At 39.7% G+C, this 15,150-nt stretch carries 13 protein-coding genes and 1 pseudogene; 5 read left to right on the forward strand and 9 right to left on the reverse strand.

All coding sequences use genetic code 11. From position 1 onward, the window contains the following. Positions 1-98 precede the first annotated feature (98 nt). The gene (locus tag D2V08_RS11155; protein ID WP_119608230.1) at positions 99-1,343 is read left to right on the forward strand and encodes a peroxiredoxin family protein; all 1,245 of its coding nucleotides are present in this window, start codon (positions 99-101) and stop codon (positions 1,341-1,343) included. A gap of 1 nt (position 1,344) precedes the next feature. Here the strand turns inward: D2V08_RS11155 and leuB are convergent, their stop codons facing one another. Further along, positions 1,345-2,463 carry a 3-isopropylmalate dehydrogenase gene (gene leuB / locus D2V08_RS11160; protein WP_119608231.1) on the reverse strand — a complete coding sequence of 373 codons (1,119 nt, stop codon included), beginning with the start codon at positions 2,461-2,463 and terminating at the stop codon, positions 1,345-1,347. Between the two features lie 14 nt (positions 2,464-2,477). Next, positions 2,478-3,650, reverse strand: coding sequence for a 2-isopropylmalate synthase (locus D2V08_RS11165; protein WP_119608232.1), 1,173 nt, complete (start codon positions 3,648-3,650; stop codon positions 2,478-2,480). Positions 3,651-3,797: 147 nt separating this feature from the next. Here D2V08_RS11165 and D2V08_RS11170 point away from each other — a divergent pair, with 147 nt between their 5' ends. Next, positions 3,798-5,342 carry a hypothetical protein gene (locus tag D2V08_RS11170; RefSeq protein WP_119608233.1) on the forward strand — a complete coding sequence of 515 codons (1,545 nt, stop codon included), beginning with the start codon at positions 3,798-3,800 and terminating at the stop codon, positions 5,340-5,342. Here D2V08_RS11170 and D2V08_RS11175 read toward each other — a convergent pair. Further along, on the reverse strand, positions 5,332-6,036 hold the full coding sequence (locus D2V08_RS11175; RefSeq protein WP_119608389.1) for an RluA family pseudouridine synthase: 705 nt from the start codon (positions 6,034-6,036) through the stop codon (positions 5,332-5,334). The two genes, D2V08_RS11170 and D2V08_RS11175, sit on opposite strands and share 11 nt — an antisense overlap. A 20-nt stretch (positions 6,037-6,056) precedes the next feature. Then, entirely contained in the window at positions 6,057-6,875 is an 819-nt protein-coding gene (gene panB / locus D2V08_RS11180; RefSeq protein ID WP_119608234.1) for a 3-methyl-2-oxobutanoate hydroxymethyltransferase, read from the reverse strand. 69 nt (positions 6,876-6,944) lie between these two features. Here panB and D2V08_RS11185 point away from each other — a divergent pair, with 69 nt between their 5' ends. After that, positions 6,945-7,262, forward strand: a complete 318-nt coding sequence (locus D2V08_RS11185; RefSeq protein WP_245980571.1) for a hypothetical protein — start codon at positions 6,945-6,947, stop codon at positions 7,260-7,262. A 12-nt stretch (positions 7,263-7,274) separates the two neighbouring features. Continuing rightward, positions 7,275-7,424 carry a hypothetical protein gene (locus D2V08_RS17580; RefSeq protein ID WP_245980574.1) on the forward strand — a complete coding sequence of 50 codons (150 nt, stop codon included), beginning with the start codon at positions 7,275-7,277 and terminating at the stop codon, positions 7,422-7,424. Here D2V08_RS17580 and D2V08_RS11190 read toward each other — a convergent pair. Next, a complete protein-coding gene (locus D2V08_RS11190; RefSeq protein WP_119608235.1) occupies positions 7,421-8,845 on the reverse strand; it encodes an L-serine ammonia-lyase in 1,425 nt (474 codons plus the stop codon). The genes D2V08_RS17580 and D2V08_RS11190 overlap by 4 nt on opposite strands. Positions 8,846-9,077: 232 nt before the next feature. On the opposite strand from D2V08_RS11190, the gene dnaK reads away from it, so the two are divergent. Beyond that, on the forward strand, positions 9,078-11,006 hold the full coding sequence (dnaK, locus tag D2V08_RS11195; RefSeq protein WP_119608236.1) for a molecular chaperone DnaK: 1,929 nt from the start codon (positions 9,078-9,080) through the stop codon (positions 11,004-11,006). Between the two features lie 73 nt (positions 11,007-11,079). Here the strand turns inward: dnaK and D2V08_RS11200 are convergent, their stop codons facing one another. The 4 genes and pseudogenes from D2V08_RS11200 to D2V08_RS11220 all read right to left on the reverse strand — a co-directional run bounded on the left by D2V08_RS11200 (position 11,080) and on the right by D2V08_RS11220 (position 15,005). Next, a complete protein-coding gene (locus D2V08_RS11200) occupies positions 11,080-11,724 on the reverse strand; it encodes a response regulator transcription factor (RefSeq protein WP_119608390.1) in 645 nt (214 codons plus the stop codon). A 690-nt stretch (positions 11,725-12,414) separates the two neighbouring features. Continuing rightward, positions 12,415-13,263, reverse strand: a complete 849-nt coding sequence (locus tag D2V08_RS11205) for a TolB-like translocation protein (RefSeq protein ID WP_119608237.1) — start codon at positions 13,261-13,263, stop codon at positions 12,415-12,417. 281 nt (positions 13,264-13,544) lie between these two features. Further along, a pseudogene (locus tag D2V08_RS17585) lies at positions 13,545-14,486 on the reverse strand (DUF4421 family protein). 135 nt (positions 14,487-14,621) lie between these two features. Continuing rightward, positions 14,622-15,005 (reverse strand): DoxX family protein, encoded by a 384-nt coding sequence (locus D2V08_RS11220; protein ID WP_119608240.1) that lies wholly within the window; start codon positions 15,003-15,005, stop codon positions 14,622-14,624. Positions 15,006-15,150: the final 145 nt, after the last annotated feature.

The raw sequence follows: 15,150 nt of genomic DNA on the forward strand, positions 1-15,150 counted from the left end.
AATAGGGGAACAGATTCAACGATAATAATGACCTTAGAGCGTAAGGGATGTTTTGTTTTAAATTGTATTTACTTATTTTAGGAAAAAACTTTCACTAAATGAATAGGATAGGGATAGTTATAGTAGGGCTTATAGTCGTGTTGACCTCTTGTGAAAAAGAAGAAAAAATCGAATTGACAACCGGCGATTGGCTGGCCAAAATCGAAGTTTCCGAATCGCAAAAGTTGCCTTTTGAGTTTACACTTTCCAAAAATGATGAGGGAGAGTACCAGATGAACGTATTTAATGCAGAAGAAGTTGTCACTATAGATGAATTCACTTTTAAAGGGGATTCCATACATATTCGAATGCCCGTTTTTGAAGGACATATATCCGGCACTTATACACCTGATCAAATTACAGGTGAGTTTATTGAAGAGAGCAAGGAGCGAAGGGTTCCATTTACTGCTACCCATGGCACAAATGAACGTTTTAAGGTGGAAGCAGATGCAGCTGTAAACATTTCGGGTGTTTGGGAAACTTATTTCAATGTAAATACTGAAGATGAGTATCCGGCAAAGGGTATTTTTATGCAAAGTGGAAATAAAGTAAAAGGGACGTTTAGGACCAAGACTGGAGATTACCGTTACTTGGATGGAGTTGTTACAGGCGATAGTATGAAGCTTTCTGCATTTGATGGTTCCCATGTGTTCTTGTTTTTGGCCCAAGTGACCGATAGTACTTTAAATGGAAAATTTTATTCGGGTAAACACACGGTTCAGGAATTTATGGGAGCTAGGAACGAAGCGTTTAAACTTCCAGATTCCAATGAACTTACCTTTTTGCGAGAGGGATACGACAGGTTTGATTTTTCGTTTCCAAATACAGATGGAAAAATGGTGGATTTGCAAGACCCAATATTTGAAGATAAAGCTGTGCTTGTGCAGATTATGGGTACTTGGTGCACAAATTGTTTGGATGAAACCCGATTTTATGTGGATTTCATCAAAAACAACCCAGATTTGGATTTAGCTTTTGTGGGCTTGGCTTTTGAGTATGCGAAAACAGAAGAGAAGGCTTTCGAAGGAATAAATCGACTTAAGGAACGCGAGGAAGTACCTTACCCAATTTTATTGGCTCAATATGGAACTTCAAACAAACAGAAGGCCAACGAAAAGCTTCCTATGTTGAATCACATTCTTTCTTACCCGACTACAATTTATATTGATAAAACCGGGGAAGTACGGAAGATTCATACAGGTTTTAATGGGCCGGCGACAGGTGAAAAGTTTGTTGAATTCAAAGAAGAATTCAATAATACCATTAAAGAGTTGACATCAGAAGAAATTGAAAGTGAAAGCTAGTTTAAATAATTGTTGATTTTCCCAAGTCAATGTTTTCATCGTTCATTCTAAAATCATCTTCAATATCTACGATGTTATGAGCTATAAAATCACCTACTTGATTGGTGCCGTATTGACTGTTCTCATTTAAATCTGGGGTGACAATGCCTTTTTTAAGGGATTTGTCAACTGCTTTTTTTACGGCCCAAGCCTCTTCAGCTAGTCCAAAATGCTCCAAAAGCATGGCTACGGAGAGTATAGAAGCAATCGGGTTGGCAATATCTTTTCCTTTGGCTTGTGGATACGAACCATGGATAGGCTCAAAGAGTGCATTTTCCTCGCCTACGGAAGCCGATGCCAACAGCCCAATTGAACCACCGATAACACTACCTTCATCCGAAATAATATCACCAAACATATTTTCTGTCAAAATAACATCAAACTGTTTTGGGTTTAGGATGATTTGCATGGCAGCATTGTCCACAAATAAAAAGTCCAACGCTACTTCGGGATAACTCTCCCCAATTTTAGTTACGACCTTGCGCCAAAGTCTGGAAGATTCCAAAACGTTGGCCTTATCCACCAAAGTGAGTTTCTTTTTTCGACCTTTAGCCGCTTTGAATGCCAAATGGGCAATCCGGCTTATTTCATTTTCGGAGTATTCGCAAAGGTCGGAAGCTACCGTACCTTCTGGATTCAATTTTTTCTCTCCAAAATAAATTCCCCCCGTTAGTTCACGGTAGATTACAAAATCCGTTCCGTTGATCACTTTCTTTTTCAAAGGAGATTTATCCAATAAAGTTGGATGAGATAAAACAGGTCTAATGTTCGCAAATAACCCAAGCTCTTTTCGCAATTGAAGCAATCCTTGTTCAGGTCGCACCTTTGCATCTGGGTCGTTGTCGTATTTTGGGTCACCAATGGCTCCAAAAAGCACGGCATCAGATTCTTTGCATAACGTTAAAGTTGCATCGGGTAGGGGAGTCCCAGTTTTTTCTATGGCGATGGCGCCAACGGGAGCTTCTTTAAAAATAAAATGCTGGTTAAAGGTTTCTTCAACGGCCTTTAAACATTTTACTGCCTGGGCCAACACTTCGGGTCCAACTCCATCTCCAGGAAGCAATGCTATTTTTAATGTCATACAGTTGTTTTGATTTAAGCCAAGTTTTTCATGCCAATATTGCTGGTTTCAACAATCTCGTGGATGTCCTCATCCAAAATTTCTTTTTTAACATCAGCATACTTCAAGAAGTTTTGATATACCGTATCCAATTGAAGCTTTGTAAGTTCATAGCCTACGTTTTTGGCGCGGTAAGCCAATGCTGCACGTCCACTTCGAGCCGTCAAAACAATGGAAGATTCACTTACCCCAACATCTTTAGGGTCGATAATTTCGTAGGTTTCTCTTTGTTTGATCACCCCATCTTGGTGAATACCTGAACTGTGTGCGAAGGCATTGGAACCTACAATAGCTTTGTTAGGCTGCACCGGCATTCCCATTTTTTGTGAAACCATGGTACTGGTATCCCAAAGCAATTTGCTATTAATATCAGTGTCCAAGTTTAAATAAGGATGCTGTCTCATAATCATCACCACCTCTTCCAAAGAAGTGTTGCCCGCTCTTTCGCCAATACCGTTAATGGTACACTCAATTTGTCTGGCTCCGTTGACTACACCTGCAATGGAGTTCGCTGTGGCCAAACCTAAATCGTTGTGGCAGTGACAAGAAAGAATAGCTTTATCTATCCCCTTTACATTTTCTCTTAGGTACTTCATTTTTGCACCGTACTCTTCCGGTAGGCAATATCCCGTAGTATCCGGAATGTTAAGTACGGTTGCTCCAGCTTTAATGGCCGCTTCACAGATGCGAGCCAAATACTCGTTGTCTGTTCGTCCGGCATCTTCCGCATAGAACTCAACATCTTCCACGAAAGTTTTGGCATATGCTACTGCCTCAACGGCACGCTCGATGATTTTATCTTGGGTAGAGTTGAATTTATATTTAATATGGGATTCGGAAGTTCCGATTCCGGTATGTATTCTTGGCCTTTTGGCATCCTTGATGGCTTCTGCTGCTACTTCGATGTCTTTTTTCACGGCACGCGTCAATCCACAAACCCTGGCATTTTTAACCAACTTGGCAATTTCGTTTACCGATTTGAAATCACCTGGGCTAGATATGGGAAACCCTGCCTCGATTACATCAACTCCCAGTTCATCCAATCGTTCGGCAATGATTAATTTTTGTTCGGTATCCAGTTTACAACCAGGCACCTGTTCTCCATCTCTTAGTGTTGTGTCAAAAATTTCTACCTTATCTTTACCCATTATATCAACCTGTTTTTTTCTATGACTTACGAAAATAGGGAAGGCAGGCTGAAGACGAAAAGCAGCTGAGAGTATGTTACAATGCTTAATTGCTTTCGGTGAAGTTTAAATAACTGAAAAACAATAGTTTAAACAATATTTTTTACGATGACAAATGCCCATAAGGATGCTTTGTTTGTACTGGTAAAATCACTTTCCAAATCAGAAAAACGTCAATTTAAGCTCTATGTTGGCCGATTGGGTGTCAACACGGATGCTAAGTTTTTGGCTCTTTTTAATCTCTTGGATAAGATGCGGAAGTACGATGAGCGGCAGATTTTGGATAGCGGCATTGTCAAAAAATCACAACTTTCCAATCTAAAAGCGCATTTGTATAAGCAAATTTTAGTGAGTTTACGTTTGAACCCGGTGAACCAAAACGTTCGAATTCAGATACGGGAACAACTGGATTTTGCTACCATTCTTTATCAGAAAGGACTGTACAAGCAAAGCTTGAAGATTTTGGAGAAAGCCAAGAGTTTTGCAATCGAGAATGAAGAGAAGAATGTTGCCTACGAAATTGTAGAGTTGGAAAAAGTTATTGAGACTCAATATATCACCCGGAGTATCCCGGATAGAGCAGATGAACTTGCCATTGAGGCAAAAGAGCTTTCCGCACAAAATGTGATGACCAGCAAGCTGTCCAATCTCTCGCTTCAACTTTATGGAATGATGTTGAAAGTGGGTTATGTAAGAAGTGATGAGGACCTTCAAAAAGTAAAAAGTTACTTTGAGGAGCATATGCCCAAATACGACATTGAAAAACTTGGGTTCCGTGAAAAATTATGGCTCTACAAGGCACATTTGTGGTACAGTCTTTTAATTCAAGACTTTTTGTCAGCCTATAAATATGCCAGTAAATGGGTGGACCTATTTTATGAAAATAAGCATATGATTCCACTGAACCCCGTGTTCTTCTTAAAGGGGAACCATTACTTATTGGAGTCACTGTTCTTTGTGAAATATGCATCTCAGTTTAGGGAGACCCTGGAGCGTTTGGAAGAGCAGGTAAAGGATCCCAAGTTTCCAAAGAATGATAATATTAGTTCACTGGCCTTTTTATACATCAACACCAATAAATTAAACCTTCACTTTTTGGAGGGGACTTTTGATAAGGGAATATACTTGGTGAACATTATTGAATACGGCATCAAAAAACACAGACAGCAGATAGATGAACATCACATTATGTTGCTTTATTATAAAATTGCCTGTCTTTACTTCGGTAATGGAGATAATAAAAACTGTATAGCCTATCTCAAAAAGATAATTTCAAATAAGAAGTTAAAGATGCGGGAGGACTTAATGTGCTTTGCCCGAGTGTTAAGCCTGGTGGCGCATTATGAAGCAGGAATGGACTACCACCTGGAAGTACAGCTCAAGAGCACGTACAAGTTCTTGCTGAAAATGAACGATTTACATGAGGTTCAAAAGGAGATGATCAAATTCTTAAGAAACCTTGGTGATATCTACCCAACGGATTTGAAAGGGGAATTCCAGAAGTTGTACAACGAGTTGAAGAAATACGAGAACCATCCATACGAAAAAAGGGCGTTCCTGTATCTGGACATTTTATCGTGGCTGGAAAGTCACTTGCAGAACAAGCCGGTAGGACAAATAATTAGAGAAAAAGCTTTGGCACTTACTCGCTAATACAAGCATTCCAAACAGGGTCTTCTGGTGGAGGAGCCAAAAACGTAATAGGTTCCTTTTTTACTGGGTGCGTAATGGTCAAACTTCTAGCGTGAAGGTGAATGCCACCATCTTTATTGCTTCGATCGGCACCATATTTTAAATCCCCTTTTATGGTACAGCCAATAGCTGCCAATTGCGCCCTAATTTGATGGTGTCTGCCCGTTTTTAAATCAATTTCCAGCAGATAATAGTTATCCAGCTTTTTGAGGATTTTATAATCCAGTTCAGCTTTTTTACTATTTGGAACTTCCTTGGAGTTTGCGTAGGATTTGTTTTGTTTTGGGTTTCGAACTAGCCAATGGGTCAAGGCGCCACTTTCTTGGGAAGGCATATTTTTAACAACGGCCCAATACAATTTTTTGGTTTCTCCTTGCGCGAACATTTTATTGAGACGAGGAAGGGCTTTCGATGTTTTTGCAAAAAGTACAATTCCTGAAGTTGGGCGGTCCAATCGGTGCACCACCCCCAAATAAACGTTACCGGGCTTATTGTATTTCTCCTTCAAATATTGCTTTACGACCTCACTCAAAGGGTCATCCCCTGTTTTATCGCCCTGAACTATATCACCAACTCGCTTATTAATAACAATTAGGTGGTTGTCTTCAAAGAGCACTTGAAGATTGGAGGAGGTGGAGTGTTGGTTATTGTTTATTGACAATTGCTAGCTGTAATTTAATAAGATTCGTCTTCGCTCGGAAAATCCTGACTTTTCACATCCTCCACGTATTGGGAAATAGCGTTACTCATTTCATCATAAAGGTTGAGATATCTTCTCAAAAACCTTGGGTGGAACTCGTGAGTCATTCCCAACATATCGTGAACTACCAAAACTTGGCCATCTACATGTCCTCCTGCGCCGATACCAATTACAGGTATGGAAACACTTTCGGCTACTTCCTTGGCCAGTTTTGCCGGAATTTTCTCCAAAACAATGGCAAAACAGCCCAATTCTTCCAATAACTTGGCATCGGATTTTAGTTTTTCGGCCTCTTCTTCTTCCTTGGCACGAACGGTATAGGTTCCAAATTTATAAATGGATTGTGGGGTAAGCCCTAAATGACCCATCACAGGAATCCCGGCTTCCAAAATTCGGCTAATGGAAATTCTAATCTCCTCTCCACCTTCAACTTTAACGGCATGCGCACCACTTTCTTTCATGATTCTAATAGCTGAACGCAAAGCTTCTTTGGAATCCCCCTGATAGCTTCCAAAAGGAATATCCACTACAACTAAAGCTCTTTTAGCAGCTCTTACCACAGAAGTGGCATGATAAATCATTTGATCGAGAGTAATGGGCAATGTGGTTTCGTGTCCGGCCATCACATTACTGGCGGAATCACCGACCAAAATGGCATCCACATTGGCGCCATCCACAATTTTGGCCATGGAATAGTCGTAGGAAGTGAGCATGCTGATTTTCTCGCCAGTCTTTTTCATATCCACCAACGATTTTACCGTAACTCTCTTATATTCTTTTTTAGCTGTAGACATCTTATTTTATTTGATGGCTAAAAGTAAGCAGATTTGTTTAATTTAGACTCCAATCAAAAAACTAATAAAATGAGAAAACTGTTCAGTTGTATGGTTTTTTTTGCTTTGGGTACTTTAGGATATGCACAGGGCCCAAATCCTTCGAACGAAGAAGTCGAAAATCAAGTTAAGCAGGTTATAGAAACTTTTTTTGATGGGTTTCATAAACAAGATTCAACCATTATCAAAAGCACAGTAGCTGACCAAATTGTGTTGCAAACCACAGGAAGAAACCCCGAAGGTAAAACACTATTTAAAACCGAGGAGTTTTCTAAATTCCTTAAATCAATCGTTAGTATTCCCGATAGTATCAAGTTTCAGGAAAAACTCACTTCCTTTTCTATTTAGGTGGATAGAACCATGGCCAATGCCTGGGTAGGGTACGAGTTTTGGTTGAACGGTGAGTTTAGTCATTGTGGGATTAATTCGTTCCAGCTCATCAATTTTGATGGGGAATGGAAGGTAATTTACCTGATTGATACCAGGGGCAAGGAAGGTTGTATGGACTAACAGTCACTTAAAAATACACCTACGGCCAGTCCACCTTCGGAAGTTTCCTTGTATTTGGAGCTCATGTCTTTGGCAGTTTCCCACATGGTGTTCACTACTTTATCCAAAGGCACTTTGCAATCATTTGGGTCAGTATCCAAAGCCAATTCTGCAGCATTTATCGCCTTAATGGCTCCCATGGCATTTCTTTCAATACAGGGTACTTGTACCAATCCACCTATAGGATCACAGGTGAGGCCAAGATGGTGTTCCATGGCAATCTCGGCGGCAATCAATACTTGTTCCGGTGAGCCACCCATTAGTTCGGTGAGTCCAGCAGCCGCCATAGCCGAGGATACGCCGATTTCAGCTTGGCAACCACCCATCGCTGCGGAAATGGTGGCTCCTTTTTTAAAGATGCTTCCCACTTCGCTGGCCACCAATAAAAACTGTTTTACATCGTCAAAATTGGCGTCATGGTTTTCAATAACCATATAGTACATCAAAACAGATGGGATTACGCCTGCACTTCCGTTGGTGGGAGCGGTTACAACTCGTCCTAAAGAAGCATTGACCTCATTTACACTGAGCGCAAAACAGCTCACCCATTTAATGATCTGACGGAATTTCACCTCCGTATCTCGGATACTTTCCAACCATTCCTGTGGATTGGAATAAGGGACGTTACCTTTTAATTTTTGATGTATCTCGTATGCACGTCTCTTCACATTTAGGCCTCCTGGTAGTTTGCCTTCGGTATGGCAGCCAACATAGATGCTTTCCAGCATTGTATTCCAAATACGGGCAATGCCTTCATCAATTTCCGATGTAGTTCTAAGGGAAAGCTCGTTTTCCATTACAATTTTGGAGATGGATTTGTTCTGGGCATTGCAATGTTGGAGTAACTCATCACCCGTTTTTACGGGATGAGGAAAAGTTTTAAAGGTCTCTTTGTTTTCCTTGGCATGTGTGAGTTCTTCTTTGACCACAAACCCACCACCAATAGAGTAATAAGTTTCGGTAATGAACTCGCCGTTGATCAGTTCTGCTTCAAACTGAATCCCATTGGCGTGAAATGGCAAGAACTCTTTTTTGAATATAATATCATTCTGAAAACTGAAAGGAATCACCCTTTTTCCACCAAAATCCAACTTATTTTCGGTTTTAATCCTGTCAACACTTCCTGAAATGCTGTCAATGTCTACGGTTTCCGGGTCGGTGCCTAACAAACCCATCACCACTGCAATATCTGTTGCGTGTCCCTTTCCCGTAAGGCAAAGTGAGCCATATAGGTATGCTCTAATGTGCTTCACTTGGTTAAAAACCTCTTGCTCTTCAAGCTCAGCTATCCAACGTTCGGCAGCCCGCCAAGGCCCAAGTGTATGGGAGCTGGAAGGCCCCACACCGATCTTAAGCATATCAAACACACTAATGCACTCCATAAAATCAATTTACAGTGTCAAATATAGTAAGCTAAAGGAGATTAAAATGAGAATATTTAAATATCGAAGCTCCTTTTTAAACAATCATTATGACACTTGTAATTATGCGGGGATTTTATGGGGTTTTGACAATTATCTGACACCTTGTCATATTCTAGCTCGTGGCATAATCATTGACATTTTACTGAACGAAACGAAAACGAATTTTTAAACAGATATAACTTTAGATACGATGAGCAAGATTATAGGTATAGACTTAGGTACGACCAACTCCTGCGTCTCTGTAATGGAAGGTAACGAGCCGGTGGTAATTCCAAATGCCGAAGGTAAACGTACTACTCCATCGATGATTGCATTTGTTGAAGGTGGGGAGATTAAGGTCGGTGACCCTGCAAAAAGACAAGCCGTGACCAACCCTCACAAAACGATTTATTCCATTAAGCGATTTATGGGTAACAAATACTCTGAATCCAGTAAGGAAGCAAATAGAGTTCCTTATAAGGTGGTAAAAGGGGACAACGATACCCCACGTGTAGATGTGGACGGTCGTTTGTACACACCACAAGAATTGTCCGCAATGATTCTTCAAAAAATGAAGAAAACTGCTGAGGATTACTTGGGGCAAGATGTAACTAGAGCGGTAATTACCGTTCCTGCATATTTTAACGATTCACAAAGGCAGGCCACTAAAGAAGCTGGTGAAATTGCAGGACTTACTGTGGAACGAATCATTAACGAGCCAACTGCCGCTTCTTTGGCGTATGGTCTTGATAAAAAAGACACCGAGCAAAAAATTGTGGTATTTGACTTTGGTGGCGGTACGCACGATGTTTCCATTCTTGAATTGGGAGATGGTGTTTTTGAAGTATTGGCCACGGATGGTGATACCCACTTGGGTGGTGACGATGTTGACCAAAAAATTATTGATTGGTTGGCCGAAGAGTTCAAGAAAGATGAAGATATGGATCTTCGTGAAGACCCAATGGCGCTTCAACGTTTGAGAGAAGCTGCTGAAAAGGCTAAAATTGAGTTATCATCTTCTGCACAAACAGAGATTAACTTGCCTTACGTTACAGCAACAGCTTCAGGACCAAAACACTTGGTAAGAACATTGTCCAGATCCAAGTTTGAGCAATTGATCGCTGATTTGGTAAAAAGAACAATTGCTCCTTGTGAGACTGCATTGAAATCTGCAGGACTTTCAAAAAGCGATATTGATGAGATTATTTTGGTAGGTGGTTCTACTCGTATCCCTGCGGTACAGGAAGCTGTTGAGAAATTCTTCGGCAAAAAACCATCTAAAGGTGTAAACCCAGATGAGGTTGTGGCCGTAGGTGCAGCTATCCAAGGTGGTGTATTAACCGGAGATGTAAAAGATGTACTCTTGTTGGATGTTACCCCACTTTCATTGGGTATCGAAACTATGGGAAGCGTGTTCACTAAATTAATTGAAGCGAACACTACCATCCCGACCAAGAAATCACAGGTATTCTCTACTGCAGCGGATAATCAACCTTCGGTTGAAATCCATGTGTTGCAAGGGGAAAGACCTATGGCAGCAGACAACAAAACTATCGGTAGATTCCATTTGGACGGTATTCCACCAGCACCAAGAGGTACACCTCAAATTGAAGTGACCTTCGATATTGACGCAAACGGTATTATCAAGGTTTCTGCAACGGACAAAGCTACTGGTAAGTCACAAGACATTCGAATTGAGGCTTCTTCTGGATTGACCGAGGAAGAAATCGAAAAGATGAAAGCAGAAGCAGAAGCTAATGCCGATGCCGATAAAAAAGCCAAGGAAACAGCTGATAAGTTGAACGAGGCCGATGCTATGATCTTCCAAACAGAAAAGCAATTGAGCGAGTTTGGCGATAAATTGTCAGATGACAAGAAAAAGCCAATCGAAGATGCTTTGGAAGAATTGAAAAAAGCCTTTGAAGGCAAAGACCTAGCGGTTATTGAGCCTGCTTTGGAAAAAATCAACGAAGCTTGGAAAGTAGCTTCCGAAGAGATGTACAAGGCACAAGCTGAAGCACAAGGCGGCGCTGCAGGAGCAGGAGCTGCTGGAGGAGACGCAACTGGTGGCGATGGCGCTGGAAATGGAGCCTCTGAAGGAGACAACGTAGAAGATGTTGACTTCGAAGAAGTGAAGTAAACTTAATTAAGTTCTATAATAGAAAAACCCTGACGAAATCGTCAGGGTTTTTTGTTTAGTGGAAGTTTCCGGTTTACGCCGCATTCAACTGTTGCATTTCCATTTCCTTGAGTTTTCGTAAAGCTTCCGATTTTGAGTTTACGTTGAGCTTTACATAAATATTTTGAATGTGAAAATTAACTGCACTTGGGGTAACAAAAAGCTTGTCCGCAATCATTTTATAGGTGAATCCCTGGGTAAGGAGTTCAATGATCTCGTTTTCTTTTTTCGAGAATACATCAAACGATTTTGTCTGGAACGAATCGATGATTTTCTTGGCAACGTCCAATTCCAGGGCAATCCCATGTTGGTTAAGTGCATCCAAAGCACTGAACAATCTATCCTTGGTAATAGGTTTAATAAGATAGCCGCTCGCCCCTTTTTTAAAGGCTTCCTTGATGAGTTTAAAGTCATTTTTATGGCTCATCATCAGTACTTTGAGGTCTTTGTTCTTTCGGTAAAAGTACTCTAGGCCATCAATGCCCGAAATTCCGTTGAGCATGGCCTCGCAGATAATAATATCTGGATGGGAACGACCAAAATCGGATAAGAGCCTATGGACGGAACTATAAACTCCATGTAGTTCGTACTGCTCATTTTCCTGAAAGTATTGCTTGTAAATGCCGCCGATAGCATCATCATTGTCGATGATGGCAATTTTTAAAGTATTTGTTTTCATGATAAGAAAGATTAGGGGGATTAATACTGTTACATATTTTATTTCGTAGGTTAAGTTTTGGGCATAATTGCCCTCTTCCACAATTTTGAAGTTGGGATAAACCAATGAAAATGAATTGAATTGCTACGTGGGACAACCACAATAACAGCTCCATTTCTGGTTTGCTTCAAAATGGGTGTAATCCCTTTAGGGATTAAGCGCTAAATTTTTGTTTAGTTGAGGTTTTACCTCGTCAAAAAAGTAAGGTGAAAAGAGGTTTTGGGACGCCTTTTTTTCGAGTAAAGTAGTTTTTGTTCATGACTTAATAGATTTGGGATTGTATTATTTCAAGAGTTAAATTAGAATTTTTTAACAATTGAGAGGAACTTTTGTAGTTATTTTCGTTCAAATGCACTTTTAGAAAAATCCAACAGCTTAAAATAGAGGAGGGGCGTAGTGATTGTATTTAATGTAAATTATTGTATTTCAAATAATTGCATAAAAAAATAGGATGCCGTCCCATCAGCATCCTATTCTTGGTGTAAATCGGTCAGATTGAAATAATACAACCCGCTTTCTATGATAGTCTTTCAGTTTCCCCCTGTCTTTCTTATCATCCTTATGAGTGTTTCGAGTTTCGGCTATGAAACAACTCCATAAGACACTTCAGGTTTATTGACCGATTCAATAAGTTTTTGGTAATCAGTAGCTCTATTGTTCGTCTTGAAAAGAAGTATCTACATATTCGTAGGCATCTTCATTCATAACGGTTTGGAGTCCTGCATCTCTTTCGGCAACATCGTTATACTGATTCTGCTTACTTGAACGTCCATAAGCTACCGTATATTGTGATATGGTGTTGTTGAATCCTCTATTGGATACTACAAATCCCAATTTTTTTTCTGGACTAAGTTGAATGGCATACTCATCGCTGTTGCTATTGATGTGTCCACCAAGGTTAACAGATGTGGTAAGTGTGTTTTTTACTACTTGGGAGGCATAAAGATCCAATCCGCCAAAACCATCTCTACCTTCTGAGGCAAAGAACAATAAGGTTTCGTTATAAATACTAGGGTAAAGTTCGTCTTCCTTCGTGTTTACTTTGGGACCTAAATTCTTGGATACACCTGGAGTTCCATCTGCAGCAATATCAGCAACATAAATATCATACTTGCCAAAGGTTCCTTTCATGTTGGAGGCAAAGAACAAACGCGACCCATCAGCCGTAACGGTAGGGTGTTTGGCCGAATAGTGTTTTGGACATACGTCCAATTGGGTGATATTGGTCCATTCACCATTTACATTTTCTGCACGGTAAACGTGGTACACCAATTCTTTTTTGGAGAATACACCGTAAAGCGGTTTTTCGTAAGTGCCTTTGCTAAAGTAGGCTGTTTTTCCATCTTTAGTAATCGACATGTTAGGTACGTATCCATCAATAGTGGATACACTTCCTTCCATAGTGTCGTTAATCATTTTTTTGTCCGCCTGTGCAAAAGTAGTTTGACTGGCTAGTATTGTTCCTGAAATAAGGAGGCTGTAAATAATAGATCGTGTCATGATGTATAGATTTGGGGGTTAATACATGACAAAGATCAAAAACAATCGGAGTGAATACTTATGAATTTTTCATAGGTTTTTACTTTTAACGACTAAAAAGTGCATTTTATCGAATATTTTTTAGACAATTAATACTGCTCTATCGATAAAAATGCATTTAAACGTGCATTTTATGTCGTTTAACTGTCTTTTTGTTTAAGTATTAATGAATAGTCTATAATTTCTCTTTTTAGATTAAGAATTAGCTAAAACAAAGATGTTATCGGAATAGAATGCTATTGTTAATGCTTGTTCGGGCGAAAAATTTTATCAAGGACTTTGGGAGGGTCGAATCGATATCCAAAGTAGAGTAGACCATAAAATTGGTCGTTTTCAGTAGTGGAAACATTGTCCTCGTTGTACCAGTCAGCACTAAAACTGATGTTTAGCCCATAAATTATCCTTTTTGAACTATACCCTAAATTAATGCCACCTCCTAAACGTCGAGTAATATAGGTATTGTTTTCAATCTCTAGATTATCTTCCACTCCAGATTCAGTTTTGGAGAAGCGCAATCCTAGGGAAGGGGACAGGTTTGCTGACAAAAACCAATTATCGTGAAGTACAAAGGTATAATAATACGCTGGTGCCAATCGTACGTTAAAAAACTTTTCCCTATTTATGACATCCGCTTCGTTTAAATCAAAAATATTGTAATCATAATATAAAGAACCAATTAAACTTCCGCTACTTATTTTTTGCCACTCATTTTGATAGACAATGTTCCTATAAGAGAAATTTGGATTAAAAACATAGGAGGTAGACATGCCATACACCTTGCTGAATAAGTTGTTGAACTGAATGTAAGGGTTCTAGCCCTCTATCCAGTTATGCGCAAAATCTTTCGTGTTCCTCACGTAATATCCAGAAACTTTGCTGTAGTTTAGTCCTTGTACCCATCTTCCTAAAAAAAACCTGAACTGATAGTCCGTAAAAGAAGATTCCCCTTTTAGGTTTTCATCGCTATTTGCCCCCAGAAACTTTGGCACCAAACCCACACTAACCCCGATAAACTCGTAATCCAAGGATAGAAAAAGTCGATATCTATTATTGGGTTTTAAATGAAGTCGTGTATCCTCCTCTTTATTTCTATAGAAAAATGCATCGGTTTGTGTGTCAATATTGGCTTTGATAATTATTTTGTCCGTGTAGTTGACAATGGCATTGGTATCTTTTTTGCGCATTTACTTTAAAGCAAAAAACAGCAAGGAGAAGCATAACGCTTCTTGTGAGGCGATTTTTAGTAGGTTCAGTAACAGTGTAACATCCCATACCCCTACAAGATACACTGCTTTTGGATTAATCCGGATCTTTGTCTTTTATTTGTTCAAATATGGGATTTGATTTCGGTTTGTCCATGCAAGAATTATGCAAAAAATAAAAGTGATCAGAGCCAAAATGAACAAGGTGCCCCTATCATTTTGTACTACTATACCCAATTTGGTAAGATGAGAGAAGATAGCACCACACATAATGGCAATTCCCATTAAAGCCCCAAGCCAGGTAGTTTTAGGGATAAGAATCAGAATGGCCACGATAAGTTCTATGATTCCCAATCCTATTCGTCCATACGGTTCTAATCCTAAAGTTTCAAAAATATAGACTGATTCCGGAGCTGCAGAAAACTTAAAATAGAGGGTTTGCAACAATATAGCTGCTGGAACAATCCTCAAAGCTAGGTTTAAAATAGATTTTGTTGTCATAATGTTAGTGATTACGTTGAATGATAATTTGGTCGAAATAATTCATCTCAAATAACTGCTTGGCAACAAATAAGTATTCCTAAACCCCATTTTATGGAACAACAAACAAGTATTTCAATCATTTATCTTCCAATGAAATAGTTAA

The sequence above is a fragment of the Flagellimonas lutimaris genome (assembly GCF_003581615.1).
Taxonomy (GTDB): domain Bacteria; phylum Bacteroidota; class Bacteroidia; order Flavobacteriales; family Flavobacteriaceae; genus Flagellimonas; species Flagellimonas lutimaris.